22 protein-coding genes are annotated in these 25,061 nt (G+C 61.2%); 12 read left to right on the top strand and 10 right to left on the bottom strand.

Features of this window, described 5'->3' with window-relative positions:
• Positions 1-158 precede the first annotated feature (158 nt).
• Positions 159-1,376 (top strand): HDOD domain-containing protein, encoded by a 1,218-nt coding sequence (locus J3P95_RS24555; protein ID WP_434579389.1) that lies wholly within the window; start codon positions 159-161, stop codon positions 1,374-1,376.
• A 35-nt stretch (positions 1,377-1,411) separates the two neighbouring features.
• Here the strand turns inward: J3P95_RS24555 and J3P95_RS24550 are convergent, their stop codons facing one another.
• Positions 1,412-2,401, bottom strand: a complete 990-nt coding sequence (locus J3P95_RS24550; protein WP_434581138.1) for a GGDEF domain-containing protein — start codon at positions 2,399-2,401, stop codon at positions 1,412-1,414.
• A 297-nt stretch (positions 2,402-2,698) separates the two neighbouring features.
• Positions 2,699-3,883, bottom strand: coding sequence for a delta-9 fatty acid desaturase DesA (desA, locus tag J3P95_RS24545; RefSeq protein ID WP_186613951.1), 1,185 nt, complete (start codon positions 3,881-3,883; stop codon positions 2,699-2,701).
• Positions 3,884-4,028: 145 nt separating this feature from the next.
• Here desA and J3P95_RS24540 point away from each other — a divergent pair, with 145 nt between their 5' ends.
• The gene (locus J3P95_RS24540) at positions 4,029-4,343 is read left to right on the top strand and encodes a hypothetical protein (protein WP_434563983.1); all 315 of its coding nucleotides are present in this window, start codon (positions 4,029-4,031) and stop codon (positions 4,341-4,343) included.
• A 130-nt stretch (positions 4,344-4,473) separates the two neighbouring features.
• On the opposite strand, the gene J3P95_RS24535 is transcribed toward J3P95_RS24540, so the two are convergent.
• Complete coding sequence (locus tag J3P95_RS24535; protein WP_434559452.1) at positions 4,474-4,857, bottom strand: DUF6124 family protein; 384 nt, start codon at positions 4,855-4,857, stop codon at positions 4,474-4,476.
• 488 nt (positions 4,858-5,345) lie between these two features.
• Between J3P95_RS24535 and oscA the strand changes: the two genes are divergently transcribed.
• The 5 genes from oscA to J3P95_RS24510 all read left to right on the top strand — a co-directional run bounded on the left by oscA (position 5,346) and on the right by J3P95_RS24510 (position 9,491).
• Positions 5,346-5,528 (top strand): sulfur starvation response protein OscA, encoded by a 183-nt coding sequence (gene oscA, locus J3P95_RS24530; RefSeq protein ID WP_003186967.1) that lies wholly within the window; start codon positions 5,346-5,348, stop codon positions 5,526-5,528.
• 125 nt (positions 5,529-5,653) lie between these two features.
• Positions 5,654-6,667 carry a sulfate ABC transporter substrate-binding protein gene (locus J3P95_RS24525; protein WP_434579392.1) on the top strand — a complete coding sequence of 338 codons (1,014 nt, stop codon included), beginning with the start codon at positions 5,654-5,656 and terminating at the stop codon, positions 6,665-6,667.
• Between the two features lie 129 nt (positions 6,668-6,796).
• The gene (gene cysT, locus J3P95_RS24520) at positions 6,797-7,615 is read left to right on the top strand and encodes a sulfate ABC transporter permease subunit CysT (protein WP_434579393.1); all 819 of its coding nucleotides are present in this window, start codon (positions 6,797-6,799) and stop codon (positions 7,613-7,615) included.
• 13 nt (positions 7,616-7,628) lie between these two features.
• Positions 7,629-8,498, top strand: a complete 870-nt coding sequence (gene cysW / locus J3P95_RS24515) for a sulfate ABC transporter permease subunit CysW (RefSeq protein ID WP_186613959.1) — start codon at positions 7,629-7,631, stop codon at positions 8,496-8,498.
• A gap of 3 nt (positions 8,499-8,501) precedes the next feature.
• Positions 8,502-9,491 carry a sulfate/molybdate ABC transporter ATP-binding protein gene (locus J3P95_RS24510; protein WP_186641358.1) on the top strand — a complete coding sequence of 330 codons (990 nt, stop codon included), beginning with the start codon at positions 8,502-8,504 and terminating at the stop codon, positions 9,489-9,491.
• A 38-nt stretch (positions 9,492-9,529) separates the two neighbouring features.
• Here the strand turns inward: J3P95_RS24510 and J3P95_RS24505 are convergent, their stop codons facing one another.
• Positions 9,530-10,054, bottom strand: a complete 525-nt coding sequence (locus J3P95_RS24505) for a DUF962 domain-containing protein (protein WP_434579396.1) — start codon at positions 10,052-10,054, stop codon at positions 9,530-9,532.
• Positions 10,055-10,141: 87 nt separating this feature from the next.
• Between J3P95_RS24505 and J3P95_RS24500 the strand changes: the two genes are divergently transcribed.
• From J3P95_RS24500 to J3P95_RS24490, 3 genes are all read left to right on the top strand, one after another.
• Positions 10,142-10,828, top strand: a complete 687-nt coding sequence (locus J3P95_RS24500; RefSeq protein WP_434559444.1) for a Crp/Fnr family transcriptional regulator — start codon at positions 10,142-10,144, stop codon at positions 10,826-10,828.
• A 105-nt stretch (positions 10,829-10,933) separates the two neighbouring features.
• Complete coding sequence (locus tag J3P95_RS24495) at positions 10,934-11,182, top strand: helix-turn-helix domain-containing protein (protein ID WP_434559442.1); 249 nt, start codon at positions 10,934-10,936, stop codon at positions 11,180-11,182.
• Positions 11,175-12,413, top strand: coding sequence for a type II toxin-antitoxin system HipA family toxin (locus J3P95_RS24490; protein ID WP_434559440.1), 1,239 nt, complete (start codon positions 11,175-11,177; stop codon positions 12,411-12,413). Before J3P95_RS24495 ends, J3P95_RS24490 begins: the two co-directional genes overlap by 8 nt.
• A 38-nt stretch (positions 12,414-12,451) precedes the next feature.
• Here the strand turns inward: J3P95_RS24490 and J3P95_RS24485 are convergent, their stop codons facing one another.
• Positions 12,452-13,456, bottom strand: coding sequence for an AraC family transcriptional regulator (locus J3P95_RS24485; protein ID WP_434559438.1), 1,005 nt, complete (start codon positions 13,454-13,456; stop codon positions 12,452-12,454).
• Positions 13,457-13,556: 100 nt separating this feature from the next.
• Between J3P95_RS24485 and J3P95_RS24480 the strand changes: the two genes are divergently transcribed.
• Positions 13,557-14,630, top strand: a complete 1,074-nt coding sequence (locus J3P95_RS24480) for a fatty acid desaturase (RefSeq protein ID WP_434579399.1) — start codon at positions 13,557-13,559, stop codon at positions 14,628-14,630.
• Between the two features lie 72 nt (positions 14,631-14,702).
• Here the strand turns inward: J3P95_RS24480 and J3P95_RS24475 are convergent, their stop codons facing one another.
• From J3P95_RS24475 to J3P95_RS24465, 3 genes are all read right to left on the bottom strand, one after another.
• Positions 14,703-17,207, bottom strand: coding sequence for a TonB-dependent siderophore receptor (locus J3P95_RS24475; RefSeq protein ID WP_434579401.1), 2,505 nt, complete (start codon positions 17,205-17,207; stop codon positions 14,703-14,705).
• Between the two features lie 86 nt (positions 17,208-17,293).
• Positions 17,294-18,295 carry a FecR domain-containing protein gene (locus J3P95_RS24470; protein WP_434579403.1) on the bottom strand — a complete coding sequence of 334 codons (1,002 nt, stop codon included), beginning with the start codon at positions 18,293-18,295 and terminating at the stop codon, positions 17,294-17,296.
• On the bottom strand, positions 18,285-18,785 hold the full coding sequence (locus tag J3P95_RS24465; protein WP_434579404.1) for a sigma-70 family RNA polymerase sigma factor: 501 nt from the start codon (positions 18,783-18,785) through the stop codon (positions 18,285-18,287). The genes J3P95_RS24470 and J3P95_RS24465 overlap by 11 nt, the downstream gene beginning before the upstream one ends.
• Positions 18,786-19,055: 270 nt before the next feature.
• Between J3P95_RS24465 and J3P95_RS24460 the strand changes: the two genes are divergently transcribed.
• A complete protein-coding gene (locus J3P95_RS24460) occupies positions 19,056-20,936 on the top strand; it encodes a methyl-accepting chemotaxis protein (protein WP_434559428.1) in 1,881 nt (626 codons plus the stop codon).
• Positions 20,937-21,120: 184 nt separating this feature from the next.
• Here J3P95_RS24460 and J3P95_RS24455 read toward each other — a convergent pair whose 3' ends face one another.
• Both J3P95_RS24455 and J3P95_RS24450 read right to left on the bottom strand, forming a co-directional pair.
• The gene (locus tag J3P95_RS24455) at positions 21,121-21,594 is read right to left on the bottom strand and encodes an SRPBCC family protein (RefSeq protein ID WP_434579407.1); all 474 of its coding nucleotides are present in this window, start codon (positions 21,592-21,594) and stop codon (positions 21,121-21,123) included.
• A gap of 31 nt (positions 21,595-21,625) precedes the next feature.
• Complete coding sequence (locus J3P95_RS24450) at positions 21,626-25,051, bottom strand: amino acid adenylation domain-containing protein (RefSeq protein ID WP_434579409.1); 3,426 nt, start codon at positions 25,049-25,051, stop codon at positions 21,626-21,628.
• Positions 25,052-25,061 lie beyond the last annotated feature (10 nt).

Below are 25,061 nucleotides of genomic sequence, written 5' to 3'. Positions count from 1 at the left end.
GCTCTGATCTGCTCTGATCTGCTCTGACTGTGTACTGATTCACAAAAAACCCGCTTCGGCGGGTTTTTTCATGTCCGCAGGCATATCCCGCAGGTTTGAGCTGTCTGGAACGGCCGTCATTGTCTAAGGTGCATGGTATGGCAAGGGAGCGATGCTGCATGACTGCTGTGGTTTTACCTGCTGTACCGCGTGTGTTGATCGCCGAGGCCGACCCGGCGTCCCGGGAGATGCTTGAGCAAGTGCTTTCGGGCGTGCGCTGCGATGCCCGCGTGGATACCTGCGCAGAGGGGCAACAGGCCCTGGATTTGCTGGCGCATCACGCGTACGACCTGATCATCGCCGATTGGGAACTGCCGGGTATCGATGGTCTGAATCTCCTGCGCGGCCTTCGTCAACAGCATCGAGCCACGCCGTTACCGTTCATTCTGATGAGCCGGCGTAACGACAGCGCCAGTGTGCGTGAGGTCGTTCCACTGGCGCCGACGGCGTATTTGACCAAGCCGTTGAACCGGGAAAGCCTGACCTTGCGTTTGCAAGGGCTGCTGTTGGGTGCCACTGACGAAACCTCCGGCGACGTGCCGGTCCCAGGGCCGGGGCTGACCTTGATCGCCTTTTTGGAACGACGGCGTGATCTGTCCGAAGGCGCGCCGCTGATGACCGATGTGCAGGTGGCGGTCAAGCGCTGCCTCAACCCCACTGGCCTGGACCTGAAACTGCTGGAAGAACAGATCCGCACCGACCCGCAAATCACTGGGGTGCTGATTGCGGCGGCCAACAGCGCTGCCCAGCATCAGGGCGGTGGCCCGGTGCAGACCGTGGCCCAGGCGCTGCACCAGCTCGGCACCGGGCAAAGCATGAACCTGATTCTTGGGCTGACACTCAAGCGCTGTGCCCGGCTGAGTGTCCCTTGCCTGGCCGACTATGCCGAGCGCTATTGGGAATTGTCGCTGCACACCGCCGAGTACGCCCGGATCCTGGCGCGGCTGCTGGATCTGGAACCAGAGCGTTGTTACTGCGCGGGGCTGTTGCATCGCCTGGGCGACCTGGCGCTGCTGCGTTGCCTGGAAGAATGGGCGCAGGCGGGTGGCGAACTGGATGAGTTGGAGGAAGTCGGGAACGTCCTCGATCAATACGGCGCCGGCTTCGGCTCGGCGCTGCGCACTCGTTGGCGCTTGCCGCTGGAGTTGCGTGAGTTGATCGCGGCGGCCTACAGCCTCGGTGGTGGGGTTTATTCCCGCGAAGCGCTGGTGATGAACATGGCCGCGCAAATGGCTCATCTGCCCGCGTACGAAGGCCTTGAAGAGTTGGCCCGTGGACGCACGGCGCGTCTGCTGAAAATCGGGTTGCCGGAGTTGATGCGGTTGCGTCGCAAGTAGTATCCCCGCTTAACCCGACGCGGCGCGGCGTTCACTCAAGCCGCGATTATGCGGTTCTTACCCTGGCGCTTGGCTTCGTACATGGCGGCGTCGGCGCGGGCGAACAGGTTGTCGAGGGTCTGGTCCTCGGCGGCGATGCTGGTGATGCCCTGGCTGACGGTGATGCCGAAGTTTTGGTCGCCGCAGCGGAACGCCAGGCGCTGGATTTCCCGTTGCAAGCGTTCGGCGACCTGCAAGGCCATGTCCGGAGCGCAACCTGGAAACACGGCGGCAAACTCTTCGCCGCCGATCCGTCCGAACAAGTCTCCGCGTCTAAGCACGTTCCGTCCGCTTTCGGCAATTTTCTGCAACACCGTATCGCCTTCCTGGTGACCGTAAGTGTCGTTGATCAATTTGAAATCATCGATGTCCAGCAGCAGGAACGCCATTGGCGTGCCTTGCAACCGTGCTTGCTCGAATTCGCGGTGGGCACATTCGAAGAAGTGCCGACGGTTGCTGCTCTGGGTCAGCACATCGGTGGTCGCCAGCCGCTGCAGCTCGCTTTCGAGCAACTTCTTTTCGGTGATGTCCTCGGCGATGCCCACCACAATCACCGGTTGCCCCGGGTCAGCCTGACGATTGATGAAACACTTGTCGCTGAGCCAGCGGATCTGGCCATCGGCGGCGATGATGCGATACTCGCGGTCTTCCACGGCACCCTTGACCAATACTTCAGCGAGGCTGCGCTCGGCGTAATCCAGGTCATCCGGGTAGATTGCGTCACGCCATTCGTTGTAGTCGGCCAATACCAGGCCAGCGGGGCGGCCGAAAATCCGCTCGTAGGCGGGGCTGACGTAGAGCACCTGTCGGGTTTCCCAATTGAACGCCCACAACACCGCGTTGACGCTGACCAGCAAGGAACTGAACAGCTGCTCGCGCTCGCTCAAGCGCGCCACTTCGCCTTGGGCGTGCATCAGCGCCATGAGTGTCTGGGCCGCTTCGGGCCAATGCGGTTGGGATGAATCCTGTAGGTTCTTGTCGACCATCGGTACCAATCTCAAAGAACGTGCATTGCTATGGATTTGCACGCGCTTGCTCCAAAGCCCGCCAGGATGGCGAAGTGCTCTTGAGATAGGGGATTACGGGCGAAGTTCCTTTTCAGGCGACGAAGGGCGGGAGCTTTCGTTCGAACATGTGGGATGAATTTGTGGCGAGGGAGCTTGCTCCCGCTCGGCTGCGAAGCAGCCGTGAACCGGCGGGTGCAGGGTGCCTGATGGTCCGCATTCGGCAGGTTCTGGGGCCGCTTCGCGGCCCAGCGGGAGCAAGCTCCCTCGCCACGGGAGTCAGGCGGTGGCCGGCCGCAAGGAATAAGTCTTGAGCTGGTCGGCGAAGTCGCGCAGGGACTGGATGCCGCTGGCCTCGGCTTCGTGGACCCACTCCTTGATCGCGGCGAGCATGTCGTGGCCGTTGCTGCTGGTCTTGACCCAGATCTGCTGCAAGGCCAGGCGTTTTTCGTAGATCACTTTCAGTGCCTGGCTGTGCTCCAGCATATTCTGGATACGCACGTGGTGACGGTCGTCCAGCAAGCTGGTTTCCCGCGACAGCAGGCGTTTGGCCCGATGGAACTGGTGACGAACCGAGTGATCGACTTTTTCCAGCTCCTGCTTGACCAGGGGCGCGATGACCAGCCGGCGATACTGGGCCATGATCTGGAAACGGTTGTTGAGGATCGCCATGGCAGTGTCCATGTCCAGGTGGCCCTTGCCTTCGACCCGGTGGGCGATCGGCGCTACCCGCTGGACTTTGGCCAGGCGCAGGAAACTGAAGACCTTGATCCAGGCCCAGCCCATGTCGAACTCCCATTTGCGCACCGAGAGCTTGGCCGAGTTGGGGTAGGTGTGATGGTTGTTGTGCAGTTCTTCGCCACCGATCAGGATGCCCCAAGGCACGAGGTTGGTCGCCGCGTCGCGGCATTCGAAGTTGCGATAGCCCACGGCATGACCCAGGCCATTGACCACGCCGGCGGCCCAGACCGGGATCCACATCATCTGGATGGCCCAGATGGTGATGCCGATGGTGCCGAACAGCAGGAGGTCGATGACGCCCATGATGGCGACGCCCAGCAGCGGATAGCGACTGTAGAGGTTGCGCTCGATCCAGTCTTCGGGGCAGTTCTTGCCATAGATGCGCAGGGTTTCCGGATTTTCCGCCTCGGCGCGATACAACTCGGCGCCTTTGCGCAGCACGGTCGACAAGCCCTTGATAACCGGGCTGTGAGGGTCATCCTCGGTTTCGCATTTTGCGTGATGCTTGCGGTGGATCGCGGTCCACTCGCGGGTATTCTGCGCCGTGGTCAGCCACAGCCAGAAGCGGAAAAAATGTTTAAGGCCGGCGTTGAGTTCCAGGGAACGGTGAGCCGAATAACGGTGCAGGTAGACCGTGACGCTGATGATCGTGACATGAGTCATCAGCAGGGTGACTGCCACCAGCGACCAGGCCGACAAGCCAAGAAAACCTTCGTACCACATAGGCTGTAGGGCCCTCGATAAAGATAGAAACAGCCGTTGCATTATCACCACCCCCAGCGATAAAACCAGTCGGCCTTTCAGATAAGAGTGGCAGAATGTTTCTTCCTCTATAATCCCCTCAAATTACAGGGACATGGATGAGCGCATGACCATCTCTCATCGCATTGCCATGCGTGGGGCACTGCTTTACCTCCTGCTATCCGTCGCCTGGCTGCAGCTGGTTGGCTATTTATTGAGCAGTTTATTCGATCATTCCGCCGACCGGCTTCGCTGGCAACTGATCAACGGTTATGCCTGGGTGCTAGTCAGCGCCGGGCAGTTGCTGCGCAACGCCGATTCGGCCCTGTTCAAGGCCAAGAGCAGCGGACGTGACGGTTATGCCTTGTACACCGAAGAGCTCACCGCCCATGCCCAGCAACGGAGATCGCCTCCGAACTGCACCGTGCATTGGAGCAGCTAACGGGGCGCCGAGATCAACGTCCGCTGCGAGGCGGCCTGAGAGCCGACCTGGTTCTTAATGGGACCGCGTTTCTCCTGTGGGAGCGGGTTTGCTCGCGATGGCGCCGGCTTAGCTTGCCTCAATGTAAGCGTTATCCCTTGGCGCTGTGCGCCGCCATCTCCTTCGTTTCCAAATGATCCAGCGCTCGCTCAACCAGCAACTGAACCCCATCGGCCATGCGGCTGATTGCCAGCGCTACGCAGCGGCGTGATTCGTCGATGTCGTCGGCCAGGTCGGCGGCGATGGCGCTGATGGACAGCAGGTCTTCGGAGGCGTTGGCGAGCAGGGTTTCGGTGTCGATGTGCGGGGAGACGATGAAGAGCTGGTCTTTGTCGGGTTCCGGCGGCGGGGCGGGCTGGGGCTTTAGGTAATAGTCGAGGGCGCGGTTGGTGGCGTCTTCGAGGCGTTTTTCTTCGAGTTTTTCGACGCGGGATTTATGGCCGTTTTCTGGTGGATTTGGAGTGACTTTGAACATGATTAATTACCCGATATGTAATTGATTGGAAAACTGGCACCTCTCGTTGCACCGAAGAAGGTGGCAGCTGTGCGCGGGTGTGCAAGACCGGGCATATCGGACCCGGCAGACTGCGAGAGTCTCCCGCGCGCAGCCGCCATAAACATGCCAATACGAGCGTGGGCTGTTTGGCTTGGCAGTTGCGCGCCGATATGTACCGGACTTGCACGTCCGTGTCACCGTTTTTTGCGATGACGAACAGAGGTTAGCGGTGCATGACCGGGCTGCCTAGTTCACGCAAAGCGCCGCGTTTTGAGGGAAATTTCCGACGACATGGCAGGGGAAAGGCCGGCAATCAAAAATGCCGTAGGACGCCAAATTCGAATTGTCAGTTTGGTTATATAAAAATTCTTAAATAGTCTTTTTAAGAATATCTGCGTTTATCTACTATTGCTCCACGCCGCAAGCAGTGCCGCCCACTGCCAGGCATTCATTCAAGGAGCAGCAGCATGAGCGCATCCCTACGTAGCGTTGACGGCCAGGACGAAGCAACCATCTTGCGCGAGATCCAGAGTGCCCTGCGTGACCTGCGCTTTGGCGCGGTGGAGATCACCGTGCACAACGCGCAGGTGGTGCAGATCGAGCGCAAGGAAAAATTCCGCTTGCAGCAGCCGAGTCATAAACCGAGCTGAAGGATCGCAGCCTGCGGCCCTCGCTACCGGGGGCTTGGTGTAGGAGCTGCCGCAGGTTGCGAATTTTTTCTACGGGTCAACCAATTTCCAGAGCCATAACAACCAGAATTCCAGGAGCTTTCACCATGTCGTCGATTCGCCGTTATGCCTTGGCCGCCCTGGCCAGTGCTGTTTTTGCAGGTTCCGCGGTTGCCAAGGATTACGAGCTGCTCAACGTGTCCTACGACCCGACCCGCGAGCTGTACCAGGACTACAACGCCGAATTCGCCAGCTTCTGGAAAAAAGCCCACCCGGACGACACCGTGAAGATCCAGCAGTCCCACGGTGGCTCGGGCAAGCAAGGCCGGGCGGTGATCGATGGCCTGCGCGCCGACGTGGTTACCCTGGCCCTGGCCGGTGATATCGATGAAATCGCCAAGCTGGGCAAATCCCTGCCGGTGGATTGGCAAAACCGCCTGCCGGATGCCAGCACACCTTACACATCGACCATCGTGTTCCTGGTACGCAAGGGCAATCCCAAAGGCATCAAGGACTGGGGCGACCTGATCAAGGATGACGTGTCGGTCATCACGCCGAACCCGAAGACCTCCGGCGGCGCACGCTGGAACTTCCTTGCCGCGTGGGCCTATGGCTTGAAAGCCAACGGTGGCGACGAGGCCAAGGCCAAGGAATACGTGCAGGCACTGTTCAAGCACGTGCCGATCCTCGACACCGGCGCCCGTGGCTCGACCATCACGTTCGTGAACAACGGTCAGGGCGACGTGTTGCTCGCGTGGGAAAACGAAGCGTTCCTGGCGTTGAAAGAAGATGGCGGCGCCGACAAGTTCGACATCGTCGTGCCGTCGCTGTCGATCCTCGCCGAACCGCCGGTGGCGGTGGTGGACAAGAACGCCGAGAAGAAGGGTAATGCCGAAATCGCCGAGGCGTACCTCAAGCATCTGTACAGCCCGGCCGGCCAGGAAATCGCCGCGAAGAACTTTTATCGCCCACGTGACAAGGACGTGGCCGCCAAGTACTCACGGCAATTCCCAAAACTGGACCTAGTGACCATCGACAAGGACTTCGGCGGCTGGAAAACTGCCCAGCCGAAATTCTTCAACGATGGCGGCGTGTTCGACCAGATCTATCAGGCGCAGTAAGCTGAATAGACCCCGGATTCATTGTGGCGAGGGAGCTTGCTCCCGCTTGAGTGCGAAGCGCTCACAAAAAGGGGGCTGCTGCGCACCCCAGCGGGAGCAAGCTCCCTCGCCACACAACCAAGGACCTTTATGTCGCGTCGCATATCCCCCGTCATACCCGGCTTCGGGCTGACGCTGGGCTACACCCTGGTGTACCTCAGTCTGATTGTGCTCATACCGCTGGCGGCGATGTTCGTGCATGCCGCCCAACTCACCTGGGATCAGTTCTGGGCAATCATTTCGGCGCCGCGGGTGCTGGCGGCCCTGAAACTCAGTTTCGGCACAGCGCTCTACGCCGCCATCATCAATGGCGTGATTGGCACGTTGCTGGCCTGGGTGCTGGTGCGCTACACCTTCCCGGGTCGCAAGATCATTGATGCGATGATCGACCTGCCGTTTGCCCTGCCCACCGCGGTGGCCGGTATTGCCCTGACCGCGCTGTACGCGCCGACCGGCCTGGTCGGACAGTTCGCCACGGACCTGGGTTTCAAGATCGCCTACACCCCGCTGGGCATTACCCTGGCGCTGACGTTCGTGACGCTGCCGTTCGTGGTGCGCACGGTGCAGCCGGTGTTGGCCGATATTCCCCGTGAAGTCGAAGAAGCCGCCGCGTGCCTGGGTGCCAAGCCGTGGCAGGTGTTCCGTCACATCCTCGTACCGGCGTTGTTGCCGGCCTGGTTGACCGGCTTCGCCCTGGCCTTTGCCCGGGGCGTGGGTGAGTACGGCTCGGTGATTTTCATCGCCGGCAATATGCCGATGAAAACCGAAATCCTGCCACTGCTGATCATGGTCAAGCTCGACCAATATGACTACACCGGCGCCACCTCCATTGGCGTGCTGATGCTGGTGGTTTCCTTCGTCCTGTTGCTGCTGATCAACTTGCTGCAGCGGCGCATCGAAACCCCATAAGGAGGCGCGAACCATGTCCCAATCGTCTATTTCCGCCGCCTCCACCAACGCTGCCCGTCGCGGCAGCGCGGTTTCGCGGCGCATCCTGATTGGCCTCGGCTGGCTGATTTTTGCGCTGTTTCTGTTGTTGCCGCTGTTCATCGTCGTGTCCCAGGGCTTGAAGTCGGGCCTGGGGACTTTCTTCGCAGCGATCTTTGAACCCGATGCGTTGTCGGCGCTCAAGCTCACGGTGTTCGCGGTATTGATCTCGGTGCCGTTGAACCTGGTGTTCGGGGTCAGCGCGGCGTGGTGCGTGAGCAAATACTCGTTCCGTGGCAAGAGCATGCTGGTCACGCTGATCGACCTTCCGTTCTCGGTGTCGCCGGTGATCGCCGGCCTGGTCTATGTGCTGATGTTCGGTGCCCAGGGCCTGTTCGGACCGTGGTTGTCGGACCACGACATCCAGATCGTGTTTGCGCTGCCGGGCATCGTGCTGGCGACGATTTTCGTCACGGTGCCGTTCGTGGCCCGTGAGCTAATCCCGCTGATGCAGGAGCAGGGCACCCAGGAAGAAGAAGCCGCGCGCCTGCTGGGCGCCAATGGCTGGCAGATGTTCTGGCATGTCACCGTGCCGAACATCAAGTGGGGCCTGATCTACGGCGTGGTGCTGTGTACCGCCCGCGCCATGGGCGAATTCGGCGCGGTGTCGGTGGTTTCCGGGCACATTCGCGGGGTGACCAACACCCTGCCGCTGCACGTCGAGATCCTCTACAACGAATACAACCACGTGGCCGCGTTCGCCGTGGCGAGCCTGTTGCTGATCCTGGCGCTCTTCATCCTGCTGCTCAAGCAGTGGAGCGAAAACCGAATCAACCGCCTGCGCGCCAGCGCCGCGGAGGAATAAGTCATGTCGATCGAAGTCCGTAACGTCAGCAAGAATTTCAACGCCTTCAAGGCCCTCGACGATATCAGCCTGGACATTCAGAGCGGCGAGCTGGTGGCGCTGCTCGGCCCGTCGGGCTGTGGCAAGACCACGCTGTTGCGAATCATCGCCGGCCTCGAAACGCCCGACCAAGGCAACATTGTCTTCCACGGCGAGGACGTGTCCGGCCATGACGTGCGTGATCGCAACGTTGGTTTCGTGTTCCAGCACTACGCTTTGTTCCGCCACATGACCGTGTTCGACAACGTCGCCTTTGGCTTGCGCATGAAGCCCAAGAACCAGCGTCCGAACGAAAGCGAAATCGCGACCAAGGTCCACGAGCTATTGAATATGGTGCAATTGGATTGGCTCGCCGACCGTTACCCGGAGCAGCTGTCCGGCGGCCAGCGCCAGCGCATCGCCCTGGCCCGCGCCTTGGCGGTGGAACCCAAGGTGTTGCTGCTGGACGAACCGTTCGGCGCCCTCGACGCCAAGGTCCGCAAGGAATTGCGCCGCTGGCTGGCGCGGCTGCACGAGGACATCAACCTGACCTCGGTGTTCGTGACCCACGACCAGGAAGAGGCCATGGAGGTCGCCGACCGGATCGTAGTGATGAACAAGGGCGTGATCGAGCAGATCGGCTCACCGGGCGATGTATACGAGAACCCGGCCAGCGATTTCGTGTACCACTTCCTCGGCGACTCGAACCGCCTGCATCTCGGAGAGGATCGGCATGTGCTGTTCCGTCCGCATGAAGTGTCGCTGTCACGCTCGGAACTGGAAGACCACCACGCCGCCGAAGTGCGCGACATTCGCCCGCTCGGCGCCACCACTCGGGTGACGTTGAAGGTTGAAGGCCAGAGCGAACTGATCGAGGCCGAAGTGGTGAAGGACCACGACAGCCTCGTGGGCCTGGCGAAGGGCGAGACACTGTTCTTCAAGCCGAAGGTCTGGCAGAAAGTCGCCAATCTTTAACAGCAAAAGCCATCGCGAGCGCGCTCGCGATGGCGCCCTCAGGCAGCAGCCCGCTTCGGATTGACTCTTACCGGCCCGGTCTGCGTGTCGATCTGCTGTTTGAGATCGTGGCGCATGCCCATCAGGAAACCTGCTTCGACCACGACAAACAATGGCCCGACAATCAGCCCGGTCAGGTCATCGACGAACGCCGGTTTGCGGCCCTCGTAATGGTGGCCGACGAACTGGATGATCCAGCCCACCACGAACATCCCCAGGCCGCTGCCCAGCCATACGACGGTGCTTTGCGCCGCGAGCACTTGGCCCAGCCAGACGGAAAGCCCCAGCAGCACCGTCATCAGCACGCCCAGGCGCAACTCCAGGCGCAGATAAAACCAGGCACTTGCCACCGCCACGAGCAGCGCGGGAGAGACCAGGACCGCGCCAATCGGCCATCCCGGCCGTGACAACAGCACCGCGACGGCGACTAAAATCAGCGGGATACCGATGAAGTGAGTGGCGATGTTGCGCGGATCGCGGTGGTACGCCGCGTATTGACTGAGATGATCGACGAGGCTTTTCATTGTTGTTCCTCCTGAGGTGATGCCTGCATGATGCCCAGGTTTCACAAGGCGCTCTGTCAACTAGCCGACACTTGTCCCGGAGTTTCCATGAATTCGCACCCCTGGCACTCGCACCTGTTGGCCGGCCACTGGTATAGCCACCTGCCCGTTGAGTTACAGAATAGCCTGCTGGGCATGGCGCAGGTGCGTCACCTGTCGCCAGGGCAGCGATTGTTCCAGCGCGGCGATCCACCGTGCGGCCTGTACGCCGTGCTCGAGGGCGCGGTACGGATCGGCGCGGTCAGCGAGCAGGGCAAGGAAGCGTTGCTGAGCGTGGTGGAGTCGCCGCACTGGTTCGGGGAAATCTGCCTGTTCGATGGCCAGCCGCGCACCCATGACGCGGTGGGCGTGGGGCAATGCACGCTGGTGCATTTGCCGCAGGCGGCCCTGTTGGCTTTCCTGCAAGAGCAACCCGTCCATTGGCGGCACCTGGCGCTACTGATGAGCCACAAGCTGCGCCTGACGTTTATCAATCTCGAACATTTGAGCGTGATGCCCGCCTCGGCGCGACTTGCCCATCGCCTGCTGCTGATCGCCGAAGGCTACGGCGAAATCGAACCGGCGCGCCGGGTGCTGCAACTGCCCCAGGAGCAGCTGGCGTTGATGCTGTCACTGTCGCGCCAGACCACCAACCAGATCCTCAAGGATTTGCAGGGGCAGGGCATTCTTAATCTGGGGTATGGCGAGATCGAGATTTTGGACATCGAGCGGTTGCGGGCGTTGACTTCGGTCTGACGCGTTTGCGCGCGCGATACGCTACACTCGGTTAAATTTGAATTAAATACAGTGCATTTTAACGATAAGTACGCTTGTGCACTGTATACGATGCGGATCCTCGACATGAAAACGCTCGGCGAATTGATCAGACGGCTACGTAAAGAACGCCGTCTCTCCCAGCAGGCATTGGCCGCACAGTACGGCATGAGCCGCGCCACAATTTCGGGCATCGAAAACAATACGATTCCTGAAGTCGGAATTCGTAAGGTAGAAGCGATCCTCAACGGTTTTGGCTATGAGCTGACAGCTACTGCCCGCCCAGCCAAGCGCCCTACGCTCGATTCACTGAAAACGGACTCTTTCCATGAGTGATCGACAAAGCCAGGACAGGTTGCAAGTCACCGTCAGCGAAACGGCGGTCGGCGTTCTTGGGCGCGGTCAGCAACGCGGTGACTCTGTATTCGCTTATGCCACAGGGGCGCAGGTCGAGCAGTCTGTATCGCTGACCATGCCGGTGCGTCTAGAAAGTTATACCTGGGAATCCGGCGTACCCCCGATCTTTGAAATGAACCTGCCGGAAGGTGCCTTGCGTGAAGAGTTGGTTCGTCGCTTCAGTAAAGCGGTACGGGGCTTCGACGACTTCACCCTGCTTGCCATCGTGGGACCTCACCAGTTGGGCAGGGTGGGTATTGGTCATTTGCAGATCGAGACCGAGCCGCCGGAAACCAGCCTGGCGGACTTATTGGTGCACGACGGGGCTGAGGGATTGTTCGATGATCTTCTACATACCTATGGGCAGTATTCGGGTGTTTCCGGAGTACAGCCCAAGGTACTGGTACGCGACAGCGCTGCGACGATCGATCGCTTGACCCATCGAGGTGCCACACATCTGATCAAGGCATTTCGCTCGGACGAATTTCCCGAGTTGGCCGCCAACGAATTTTTCTGCATGCGCGCCGCGTTGCATGCGGGCCTTGATGTGCCGGAGTTCGAGCTGAGCGAACGCGGTAAATTCCTGATCGTTAAGCGCTTTGATTTGCCAGGTCCTGGAGAGTATCTGGGTTTTGAGGATTTTTGCGTGCTCAACGGCTCGCCGTCGAAAGCCAAATATGATGGTTCATATGAAGGCGCGGCCCGGCAGATCAAGGCGTTTGTATCACCTCATATGCTTCATCAGGCGCTGGAGTCCTTGTTCAAGATAGTCGCGCTCTCGGCTGGTTTGAAAAATGGCGACGCGCACCTGAAAAATTTTGGGGTGCTTTACGATCATTGTGGCGCTGATGCATCTGTCAGGCTCGCGCCGGCTTACGACCTCGTCAGTACTGCGGTTTATATTCGTAACGACAACATGGCGCTGTTGTTAGGTGGTTCCAAAGCTTGGCCGAAATATAAAATGCTCATGGGGTTTGGCCGCACCGCCTGCAATCTGACCGAGAAGCGCTGCAAGGAATTATTGGAACAGGTTGTCCATGGAATGGATGTCGCCTCGGTCGAACTGCGCCGCTACATGAACAGTCATCAGCCGTTCAGAGCGACGGGGGAAGCGATGATCATGGCTTGGACAGCCGGGCTTGCACGTAGCCTGAAATCCAGCGCCGATTGACCCGGCGCAATCGCGAGCTTGCAAGGCAAGGCAAGCGCCTACCGCAACCCATCCCGAAACTGCCCCGGCGTCATCCCTGTCCAGCGCTTGAACGCGCGGCTGAAGCTGCTGGTATCAGCAAAGCCCAGTAGGTAACTGACTTCGCTCAACGAGCATTGCGGATCCCGCAGGTGTAGCAGAGCGAGGTTTTCCCGGCATTCGTTGAGCAGGGCGTCGAAGCGGCAGCCTTCGTCCGCCAGGTGTCGCTGCAGGCTGCGCAGGCTCAGGTGCATGGCTTGGGCGATGCGTTCGGCACTGGGTTCGCCTTCGGGCAATTGAGCTTCGATGGCGGCGCGGACCTTGCGCTCCCAGGTCAGCGGCTGAAGTTGGGCGAGGGTGCGCTTGAGCACGGTTTCGTTGTGTTCGGCCAGCTCCGGGTTGGCGTCGTCCAGGTGGCTGTCGAAGTCGATGAAGCTGAATTCCAGGCAATCCTGCGCAGCGTCGAAATGCACCGGTGAGCGGAAGACTTTATGCCAGGGGGCCGGGTCCACCGGTTCCGGGCGCCGCAGATACACCGCCAGCGGTGCGTAATCGCGGCCGAGGCGGTTGCGGCAGGTGCGCACGTAGATCGCCGCGAACGCATCGATGGCCTCGAAGGCCGGCGCCGGGCCTTGCGGCGGCACATCGAGGCTGAAGCGGTAGCGGTCTTCGCCGCGGCTCAGGCGCAAGATCAGCGCGTCGCTGACCACCGCGTGATACTTGACAATGCGCTCGAACACTTCCCGCAGGCTGCCGCTGGCCACCAGGGCATAACCCAGGGCGTGAAAGGTGGTGGGGCTGACGAAGCGCGACACCCGCAGGCCGATCGCCGGGTCCCCGCTCGCTTGCACGGCCAGCGCCCACAAGCGGGTAGTGCCCGAGAGCGGATAACGGGCATTGGGATCGTCCATCAATTGCGGATCAAGGCCCGCCTGCAGGCACAGGGCATGGCTGTCCAGGCCCAGTGCATCGAGCTGCTTGCGCAGGGCGCGGGTCCAGCTGGCGAGAGAGGTCGGTTCCGTCATGGCGATTGGCGCTTGCGGTCAACAGGTTGGCGTTTACGGCTACCACCCCGTGAGACAACGCCCGGCAGGATGAGCACATCGATGACAGAGGATGTAAGCCATGCACGGCACATGCGCAAGCCCCGACCGATTGAATGCACAACAACGATCCGCCCATATTCGTCAAGTGGTCCTGGCCCGAGGCGAAGCGTTGCGCCAGCGCTACCCGATCCTGCGGCACCAGGACGCCCTTGGCGCGGGCATCCTGGCGTTCGCCCTGGCGGGGATGATCGGATCGGCACTGCTGTACATCAACGGCTACCTGGCCGGTTGGGCCTGTTTGTTGCTCAACGCTTTTTTCGCCTCCCTGACCCACGAGCTGGAACATGACCTGATCCACAGCATGTATTTTCGCAAGCAGCGCGTGCCTCACAACCTGATGATGGGCCTGGTGTGGCTCGCGCGGCCGAGCACGATCAATCCATGGATTCGCCGCCACCTGCACCTCAACCATCACAAGGTCTCCGGCAGCGAAGCGGACTTGGAAGAGCGCGCCATTACCAATGGCGAGCCGTGGGGGCTGGCACGCTTGCTGATGGTCGGCGACAACGTGATGTCGGCGTTCATTCGCCTGTTGCGAGCCAAGACCTGGGCGCACAAGCGCAGCATCCTCAAGCGCACGCTGAAGGTTTATTTTCCGCTGGCGTTGCTGCACTGGGGCGCCTGGTATGTGTTTCTCGGTTTCCATGGCGCCAACGCAATGGCCGGGTTGCTCGGCATCTCCATCGACTGGTCGGCGAACACCTTGGCGATGATGCAGGTGATCGATGTCGCGGCGGTGGTGATCATCGGGCCAAACGTGCTGCGCACTTTTTGCCTGCACTTCATCAGCTCGAACATGCACTACTACGGCGACATCGAGGCGGGCAATGTCATCCAGCAAACCCAGGTGCTCAACCCCTGGTGGTTGTGGCCGTTGCAGGCGTTCTGCTTCAACTTCGGCAGTAGCCATGGCGTCCATCATTTTGTGGTGAAGGAGCCGTTTTACATCCGCCAGATGACGGTGCCGGTGGCGCATGAGGTGATGCGCGAGATGGGCGTGCGGTTCAATGATTTCGGCACGTTTGGGAGGGCGAATCGGTTTGTGGGCAAGGAAGGCGTTGCGAGGGAGAAGGCGAAGGCGGTTCAGGCCTAAGGCAAAGACAAGCTCTTGTGGCGAGGGAGCAAGCTCCCCCGCCACAAAGAATGAATCAGGGCAGAAAACCGATCAGAACTGATAACTCACCGTAGCCGCCACGTTGCGCTCTTCGCCCAGGTAGCAATAGCTCAGGCTGGCACACGAGGCGACGTAGGTTTCATTGGTCAGGTTGTTGGCGTTCAGGCGTACATCCACGCCTTTCAAGCCGACCTTGCCCAAGTCATACCCAACCGAGGCATCGAACAGCGTATACGACGGCACCTTCATGGTGTTCTCCGCATCGGCCCAGCTGTAGCCGACATACCGCACGCCGCCGCCCAGGCGCAGGCCATCAAGCGTGCCGCTATCAAATTTGTAGTCGGCCCACGCCGAGGCCATGTGGCGCGGGGCCTGGGTCGGTGAGTTGCCTTTGTTTTCGATGATGTCGGTGGGCGTGCTCAAGGTGCTGACCATCGACTTCGAATATTCGACATCGGTGAACGTGTAGCTGCCCAGCACCTTGAACTGCTCGGTCAATTGCAGGTGCGCCTCCAGTTCCAGTCCCTGGGAGCGAACAGCACCGACGGCGCGGTAGAAATTGTCCTGGGGCAGCTTGGTCGCCAGGTTCTCCTGGTCGATGCGGAACAGCGAGGCGGTGTACAAGTCGTCGGTGCCCGGCGGCTGGTATTTCAGGCCCAGTTCCCATTGCTTGCCATCGGTGGGCGGCAGCGGGTTGCCCGCACTGTCGGCGTAGGAGTTAGGGTTGAACGACTCGGAATAGCTGATGTACGGCGCCAGGCCGTTATCGAACAGGTACAGCGCTCCGACACGGCCGGTGAGCTTGGTGCGCTTGTCGTTGATTTCGGTGCCGGCCGGGCGGTTAAATTCAGCGATGCGGTTTTCGTCCGAGGTTTCTACCCAGTCCTGGCGTAGTCCCAGGGAGAAGCGCCACTTGTCCATTTCGATCAAGTCTTGCAGGTAGACGCCGGTCTGTTCCAGGCGCCGCAGATAGCTGGTGTCATAGCGATCACTGATTGCCGAGTTGCCATAGACCGGGTCGAAAGCGTTGATCGGCGCGAGGCTGCCGCTGGTCCAGTCCACCACGGTTTTGCGCCGCTGATAATCGGCACCCATCAACACGGTGTGCTTGGTCGCGCCAGTGAAAAATTCAGCCTGCAGCATGTTGTCGATGATGAACGAATGCAGCTTTTCTTCGGCGCCGGTGTAGTAGCGGTTCAGCTCGTTGCTGGTAGGGCTGGTCCAGCCATAGGCGTAGACCTGACCGTTGGTGACCTCTGAGTCCAGGTAGCGGAAGTTCTGCCGCGCGGTGAAGACATCGTTGAAGCGGTGCTCGAACTGATAACCGAACGACTGCTGGTCGCGTTCGTAGCCATCGACGCCCGGTTCGCCTTCGAAGAAGTGTTCGGAGATCCGCCGGCCGTTGCGCTGGTGCAGCGTGCCGTCGGCCGGCATGCCGCCATGGTAGCCACCGTCGGGGTCGTGTTGCAGATAGGCTTGCAGCGTCAGCGAGGTGTCCTCGGTGAAGTCGATGCTGACCGTAGGCGCCAGGGCGAAACGCTTTTCCTTGTTGTGATCGAACTGGGTATCGGACGTATCCGCCAGGCCGATCAGGCGATAGGCAATGCGCTTGTCCTCATCCACCGGCCCGCTGAAATCGAAGCCCATGCCGCGCTGGCCTTGAGTGCCGACGGTCGCCTGGACCTGGTGATAAGCCTCGTACAGCGGCTTTTTGCTGGTCAGCGCCACCAGGCCACCCGGTGAACTGCGACCATAGAGCACCGAGGACGGGCCCTTGAGAATGTCCACCCGCTCGAGGAAATACGGATCGACCTGCATGGAGCTGTAGGTGCCGCTGTCGCCCATGGACTTGAGGCCGTCGAGGTAGATGTTGTCCACCGAGCCGTCGTTGAAGCCGCGCATCGCCACATAGTCGTAGCGGTGGGTCGCGCCGTAGGGGTTGGTCAGCACGCCGGGGGTGTAGCGCATCGCCTGGGAGACGGTTTGCGCACCCTGGTCGTCCATTTGCTCGCGGGTCACCACGGACACGCTTTGCGAGGTTTCGCGCAGCGCGGTACTGGTTTTCGTCGCGACCTGGCTGTGGGTGGCGTTGTAGCCTTGCATGCTGCCCAGGGCGTTGCCCAAGGCAAATCCTTTGACGTCGGTAGCCGGCAGCGCGAGGGTGCTGTCCGGGGCCTCGGCTTGCAGCACGTAGCCGCTGCCCTCTTGGCCGAGCGCCACCAACCCTGAACCGCTGAGCAGTCGGTTCAGGGCCTGGTCCGCCGAGTATTCGCCTTTAAGGCCCGGGGACTGGAGGCCAGCCGTTTGCTCCGGCGTGCTCGCCAGGGTAATGCCGGCCTGGCGGGCGAACTGGTTGAGCACATCGCTCAAGGGGCCGGCGGGGATGTTGTAGCTCTGGCGACTGGCGCTGACGCCATCCTGTGCCGCGATGGCGAGCATCGGCACGGCGCCGACGCCCAGCGCGGTGCTCAACAGCGCGGCACGGATGGCGTGGCGCAGCAGGCCTGTTTGCGAGGAACAGCCAAAGGGAGTCTTGGGGATTACGCGCTCAGTCATTATGGATTTCCGTTGGAGTCGCTGAAGGCAGATAAGCGTTGCTTACTGTCCTAGCCGGACGCCTTGGAAAAACCCGCCAAAAAAAATCAGGCCGCACGTTCCACCGTGACCCACCAGCGGGTTCGATAACGCAGTTGAACGGGCAATGTGCGTGGCAGCACGGAGAGCATTTTGTCGGTGTCTTCCAGGCGGAAGACGCCGGACAGGCGCAGGTCCGCCACCGCTGCGGCGCATTTCAGGTAGCCGCGACGGTAGCGGTTGACCTCGTTGAGAAAATCTTCCAGGCGCATGTTTCGCGTCACGATCAATCCGTCCGCCCAAGCGCCGGCGTCCATGTCCAATGGCGGCGCCAGGGTCGCTGCCGATGCGCTGATCAAATAGCTTTGGCCCGCATCGACTTGGATCGGCGCGCCATCGCTGCCCCGGTGCGAGCGGATGGCGACGTGGCCACTGGCGACGCTCAGGCGTGTGCAGTCGTTGTCTTGGCGCACGACGAAGCGTCCTTCCAGCCCCTCGAACTCGCCATGTCGGCTTTTCACCAACAATGGGCGCGCGGGATCGCGACCGCAGGTGACCATTATTTCGCCGCGCGCCAACGTGATCAGGCGTTGCGTGGCGGTGTAGTCGAGGTCGGCGGCGCTGTTGGTATTGAGTTCAAGCCGTGTGCCGTCCGGCAGTTGGAAGCCGCGTCGCTCTCCCGTGGCGGTGGCGAAGTCGGCGCTCCATGGCTGCCATCCCTGGTCTTTGCCCAGCCAGGCGGCGCAGCCCAGCACGGCCACGCCAGACAGCAGCTTCAGGGCCTGGCGCCGGCCGAGGCGCTGGGCGCTGGTTTCCAGCGTTTCGAGGGCGACGTGGGCGCCGGGCACGGCTCGCAGGTTGGCGGTCAATTCATTGTGCAGCGATTGCACCCGTTGCCAGGCCAATTCGTGATCGTGATGAGCGATGCGCCAAGCCTCGCACTGTTGGCGCACGACAGGGTTGGCGGCATGGTTGCGCAGGCGCAGCAGCCAATGGATCGCTTGCTTGACCACTTGCTGCGAGGGGCCGCGACCTCGGCCCAGCGGAGTCTGCACTGGCTCAGTCTGCATAGCGCAGCACGTAGCAGTGGTACAGCGCATCGGCGACGTAACGTTCAACCGACCGCAGCGAGACGCCCATTTGTTCAGCAATCTGCTTGTAGGTCAGGCCATCACACTGGGCGAGCAGGAACGCCCTGCGCACTTTGGGCTTGAGCCCTTCGAGCATCCTGGCAATCGCTTCCAGCAGTTCCAGGATCAGCGCCTGGGCTTCGGCGCTGGGCGTTTGTGCTTGCGGCAAATGCGCGATGGTTTCCAGGTAGGCACGTTCGATTTCTTCCCGACGCCAATGGTCGATCACCAGGCCTTGGGCGATGGTGCGCAGAAAGGCGCGAGGGGTCTTGAGTTCCAGCCGTTCGCTACGTTGCAGCAGGCGCACGAACGTATCTTGGGCCAAATCCGCCGCGTCGGCGGCGTTGCCCAGTCGATTGCGCAGCCATGTGTGGAGCCAGCCGTGATGGCTGCTGTAGAGCGCCTGTACTGCAAGCTGGGGAGATGACATGAACGCGACGGCCTAAAGCTACGAATGATAATAGGTCGCATTGTCATCAGCGTTCGTCAAATTTGCAACCACCGTTCGCCTGTAGGGCCCAAGCATCGCGGAGTGCCATCTCGTCGGACAATTGAACAAGGGGCCTAATTTTTTCCAGCCCCTTGCCGACAGAGTGGTATGCGTGCACCAAAATGGAGCGGATCCAATATCCTGCCCATCATTTACAGGGAAGTTGCACAACGGAATGCACCCTCACTTTTTGCATAAGAAGCCCCGTCCATGAATCTAAAGTTCAGCCACAAAATCCTCCTGGCCGCCTCTGGTGTGGTGGTTCTGGCTTTTGCCCTGTTCACGCTCTACAACGATTACCTGCAGCGCAGCACCATCGGTCGCAGCCTCGAATCTTCTATCGAGCAGTCCGGTGACCTGACCGCCAGCAGCGTCCAGAACTGGATGACTGGCCGGGTACTGGTGTTGGAAAACCTGGCGCAGAACATTGCCCATCAAGGCGCTGCCGCCGATTTGCCAGGGCTTGTCGACCAGCCGGCGTTGACCTCGAATTTCCAATTCACTTACGTGGGCCAGAACACCGGCGTCTTCACCCAGCGGCCGGATGCCAAGATGCCTGACGGTTACGATCCGCGTCAGCGTCCTTGGTACAAACAGGCGGTGGCCGCCGATAAAACCATGCTGACCCCACCCTACATGGCCGCAGTGGGTGGCCTTGTGGTGACCATCGCCCTGCCGGTCAAGCACAACGGCGAACTGCTCGGCGTGGTGGGTGGCGACCTGAGCCTGGAAACCTTGGTGAAGATCATCAACTCCGTGGATTTCGGCGGCATCGGTCACGCCTTCCTGGTCAGCGGCGATGGCCAAGTCATCGTCAGCCCGGACAAAGACCAGGTGATGAAAAACCTCAAGGACATCTACCCCGGCACGCCAGTGCGCATCGGCAAGGGCGTCCAGGAAGTCGAGCTGAACGGGCAGGACCGGATCCTGTCGTTCACCCCGGTCGCCGGTTTGCCGAACGCCGAGTGGTACATCGGCCTGTCGATCGATAAGGCCAAGGCCTACGCGCCGCTGAGCCACTTCCGCACTTCGGCACTGATCGCGATGTTTGTCGCGGTGGCGGCGATTGCGTTGCTGCTGAGCTTGTTGATCCAGGTGTTGATGCGTCCGCTGACCACCATGGGCCGCGCCATGCAGGACATCGCCCAGGGCGAAGGCGATCTGACCCGGCGCCTGGTCGTGCAGGGCAAGGATGAGTTCGCCGTGTTGGGCAGTTCGTTCAATCAGTTCGTGGAGCGTATCCACGCCTCGATTGCCGAAGTGTCTTCCGCTACCCGCCAAGTGCATGATCTGTCGCAACGGGTGATGACTTCGTCCAACGCCTCGCTTGTCGGCTCGGATGAGCAAAGCGCCCGGACCAACAGCGTGGCTGCGGCGATCAACCAGCTCGGCGCCGCGACCCAGGAAATCGCCCGCAACGCCGCCGATGCCTCGCAACAGGCCAGCGGCGCCAGCGAGCAGGCGGATGACGGTCGCCAGGTGGTGGAAAAAACCATCCAGGCCATGACCGAGCTGTCGCAGAAAATCAGCTTGTCGTGCACCCAGATCGAAACCCTGAACGCCAGCACCGACAACATCGGCCACATCTTGGACGTGATCAAGGGCATCTCCCAGCAAACCAACCTGCTGGCCCTGAACGCCGCCATCGAAGCGGCCCGTGCCGGTGAAGCCGGGCGTGGGTTTGCGGTGGTGGCCGATGAGGTGCGCAACCTGGCGCACCGCACCCAGGAATCCGCCGAAGAGATTCACAAGATGATCACCTCGCTGCAGGTCGGTTCCCGCGAAGCGGTGACCACCATGAATGCCAGCCAGGTCTCCAGCGAAGAAAGCGTGGAAGTCGCCAACCAAGCCGGCCTGCGCCTGGTCAGCGTGACCCAGCGCATTGGCGAAATCGACGGCATGAACCAATCCGTGGCCGCCGCGACCGAAGAACAGACCGCCGTGGTGGAAACCCTCAACATGGACGTCAGCCACATCAATCTGCTGAACCAGCAGAGCGTCGCCAACCTCAACGAAACCCTGAAGGATTGCGACGCCTTGTCACAACAGGCCAATCGGTTGAAGCAATTGGTGGACAGCTTCAAGATCTGATCCCAGGCGAACCAGTGCTTACTTGAGCAAACCCGGTTCCCTGTGGCGAGGGAGCTTGCTCCCGCTGGCCTGCGCAGCAGGCCCCCCTGCATTCTTGCAGGCGGACCGCATTGGCCGGTTTTGCGACTGCTGCGCAGTCGAGCGGGAGCAAGCTCCCTCGCCACGGGTTTGCGGGTTGCCTCGATTAGACCCTGTCAACAAACTTCTTGCGGACATTCTCCATCGCCTCATCGGCGAACCCTTGCAGGAAATCCCTGAAGCCCGACGCAGTATGAGCATCGGTGTGGTCGGCGATGATGGTCCAGGTGGCGCGGCAGCGGTTGTTGTTCAGGGGGTCGACGCGCATCGCCGCCCAGAGGTTGTCGATGCCCAGGGTGTTGTAGATCAGCGTCCAGGTCATGTGCATGGCCTGGTCGTCGCGGCTGTTGAGTTGTTCGACGACCAGGTTCTGTCCGTCGACGAAAAACTTCTTGCGCAGGGATCTCACGCCTTCCCCGGTCATTTCGATGCGTTCAAGCGCTGGGATAAAGTGGTTGAAGCCACCAAAGTCCCCGACCACTTCCCAGACGCGCGCCGCCTCGGCGGACACTTCCACCGAGGTTTCGACCTGGCAGGCTCGAGGGTTCTTGATCAGGGTGTCGGGTTGGAATGCACTCATGGTCTTGCTCCTTGCGTTGGGTTGGGTTGCTTCAGATGAAATCGATGGCCTTGAGGTAATCAGCGCCACGGCGTAGAAGGGCCTGGGATTTTTCCGGGTAGCGCGCGCCCATCTGCCGCACGCCGGAGCGGGCGTTGTCGTGGCGAATGAGCGAGATGTCGCCGATGTCTTCCTCGAAACCGTTGAGGTAAAAACCCAGCACGCCGAATAGAGCGTTGTCGGCATCGACCCGCGCCAGCTGCTGTTGCCAGTCAGCGACGCTCACCAGGGAAAACTCCCGGCCACTGTCACGGAACGACGCCACATACGCGTCCCAGCCCAGGGGCTCGGGGTTGTGCAGGTTGAACACCGCTTGCGTTGGCTGGTAGCGGCTGGCGTGGAAGGCGATGAAGCGAGCCAGGAAGTCCACCGGCATCAAGTCGAAATTGAGCGACAGGTCCGGCACCTGGCCGAGCTGGATCGAGCCCTTGAGCATCAGCATCAGCCGGTTCTTGTGGGGCTGGCAGACCCCGGTCTGGCTGTTGAAACTGATGTTGCCAGGCCGGAACAGATTGACCCGGACCCCGACGTCCCGCGCCCGTTGCAGGATCCGTTCGCCGACCCATTTGGACAGGTTGTAGCCATTCTTGATGTAAATCGGTGGGGTCTTGGCCGCCGGCTGCTCCAAGACCTGGCCATCGGCATCCAGTGCGCTGCAAGCCGACAGCGTCGAGACGAAGTTGAAGATTTTCTTGCTGCGCCCTTCGCACAGGCGCAGGCACTCGAAGATCGGCTCGACGTTGTCTCGCGCCAGCGACTCGTAGTCGAGCACATGGTTGACGTGGGCGGCGTTGTGCACCAACGCGCCGAATGTACTGTCGATGTGCAGGTAGATGTCGTCCGGCAAGCCCAGTTGCGGTTGGGTGATGTCGGCGGCATAGACGCTGACCCGGCTCAGGTCCAGGTGCTCTAACTGGTTTTCCCGCAGGGATTGGGCGAAACGTTCGGCGGCGCTCTGCCCGCCGGACTCGCGCACCAGGCACGCCACCTCGGTGGCGCCCCACGCCAGCAAGGCTTCGACGATGTGCACGCCGAGAAAACTGTTGGCGCCCGTCACCACCACTTTGTGCACGTCACCGCATTGACTGATGGGCAGCGGGTCGAGGTTGAGTTCGGCCTCGGCATCGATGAACGCCTGAGGGCTGAAGGTCGAGGTGCCGCTTTGCTCCGGGCCGTCGAGCAACTTCGCCAGGGTGATCAGCGTCGGCGCTTCGATGAAGCGATTGATCGACAGGCTGCGGCCGAACGATTGGCGAATGCTCAGCAGCAATTGCGACAGCAGGATTGAATGCCCGCCAAGGTTGAAAAAGCTCTCGTCAATGGCGATGTCCTCGGCCGGCAATTCCAACAGTTCGGCCCACAGCTGCTGGAGCTGGGTTTGCACTGCATTTTGCGGCTGGCGCCCTTGGCTGCCAACCTGGACGGAGCCCGCCGTTGCTAGCAGCGCCCGACGGTCGACCTTGCCATTGCTGGTGTAGGGCAGGCTGGGCAGCTCGATGTAAGTCGCCGGGTGCATGTAGCTGGGCAGCGTGTCCTGCACATGCTCGCGCAGGGCCTGGAGCGCCGCGCCGGGCGCTGTGTCCACTGGGTTTACCAGGAACGCCAGGACCCGCCGGCGCTCATCGACCCCCACCGCCACCTGACGGAACAACTGACTGTCGCGCAAGCAATGCTCGATCTCCTCGGGCTCGACCCGAAAGCCGCGGATCTTCACTTGGTTGTCGCGGCGACCGCACAGCTCGATCCCATCGTTGGTCCACTGGCCGATGTCGCCGGTGCGATAGACCCGCAACGTGTGTCCGGTGGGCAGCGTCAGGTCGAGGTAGCGGGTGGCGGTCAGCGTCGGATCGTTCAGGTACCCCAGGCCGACCCCCGGCCCGGCGATATACAGTTCGCCGGGCGTGCCTTGTGCGACCGGTTGCAGATGTTCATCCAGAATCAGCATCCGCGCGTTGGTGATGGGTGCGCCCAGGTTGCGGTTGTTATCCCCCACGGCGAATTGCCGAGTGGTCGCCAGCACGGTGGTTTCGGTCGGGCCGTAGATGTTGTGGAACCGGCACTGCGGCGCCAACTGCTCGATGACGAAGGGTTCGCAGACATCGCCGCCGGTGACCAGGTGTGTCAGCCCCAACGGTGCGCCCAGGGGCATGACGCTCAGCAGCGCGGGCGGCAGGAAGGCATGGCTGATGCGCTGCTCACGAATCAACGCCACCAGCTGTTGCGGATCGCGGCGCTGATCTTCGCTGGGCACCACCAGCAGCGCGCCCTGGATGAAGGTCGGCAAGATATCCAGCAACGAGGCGTCGAAGTTGATGGTGGAAAACTGCAACGCACGGCTGTCGCGCTGCAACCCGACATGGTCGGCGTACCAGGCGCAGAAATGGCTGAGGTTGCGGTGGCTGAGCAGCACGCCCTTGGGCTGGCCGGTGGTGCCGGAGGTGTAGATCGCCACAGCCGGTTCGTCGGGATTCACCACGCGGCGAATTGTCGAGGCCGGCAAGCGTGGCTTGGCCGAAGGCAGTCGGCGGACATTCAGCGTCGGTAATGCAGACTCGCCCGGCTCGTCGTCACCGTCGTGCAACAACAGGTCGGCCTTGGCGTTTTCCAGGATGAAGCGCCGACGTTGCACTGGGTGCTGCGGGTCCAACGGCAGGTACACCGCCCCGCAACCCAGCACCGCCAGGATTGCGGCATACAGCTGCGCAGACTTGGGCAGGCACACGCCGATCACCTGGGGACGGCCGGTTGTTTTCGGCAGGCTGGCGATTATCGATTGCTGCAACTGCAGCACGGTATTGCGCAAGGATTTGTAGTCGATGTCGTGGCCGTCGACCCACAACGCAGTGTGCTTCGCGTCATCGAGCATGCGCTGCTCGATGTTGTGCATCACCGGCACGTCCGCGGCCGCCAGCAGCCAAGGCACCGCAGGCCGATTGAGGCGGTGTTCGAAGGCCAGTGGCTCCAGCGCGTCGAGCCCGTGAAGCGGTTGGCCGATCACGTCGCTCGGTTCCGTCGGCCATTGATCGAAGCCGTCTTCTTCCCGGGATAACTGGCTGACCAGCCGCGCGCCATGCTCCACCACCGCTGCCGTGGCGCGCAGACGCAAAGATTGGCCGTTGCCGTCGCAATGCGCTGTGATTCGTTCCTGGGCCAACAGCCGTCGCGCACCGTCGCGAAACAGCACCACCGGCTGCGGCAAGGCCTGGCCGGGCACGGTCTGGAGCACCACGTGCACTTGAAGACAAACACGGGCCTCAAGTGCGCACGTCACCGTACCGTCGTCGATCAACACGTCGATCGCGCCGTGGCCGGTCAGTGCTTGCACATCCACGACACCGTGGCCGTGCAGTTCCAGTTCCCTGGCCAGTTCAGCCATGGCCTGGCTCTTGCCAGACACAGCAATTTCGAGGCGTCTCATTGGAAGGTCC

This window comes from Pseudomonas sp. Z5-35 (genome assembly GCF_051131945.1).
Classification (GTDB): Bacteria; Pseudomonadota; Gammaproteobacteria; order Pseudomonadales; family Pseudomonadaceae; genus Aquipseudomonas; species Aquipseudomonas marvdashtae.
The sequence above is the reverse complement of the archived record's forward strand: the minus strand, read 5'-3'. Positions and strand labels throughout refer to the sequence as shown.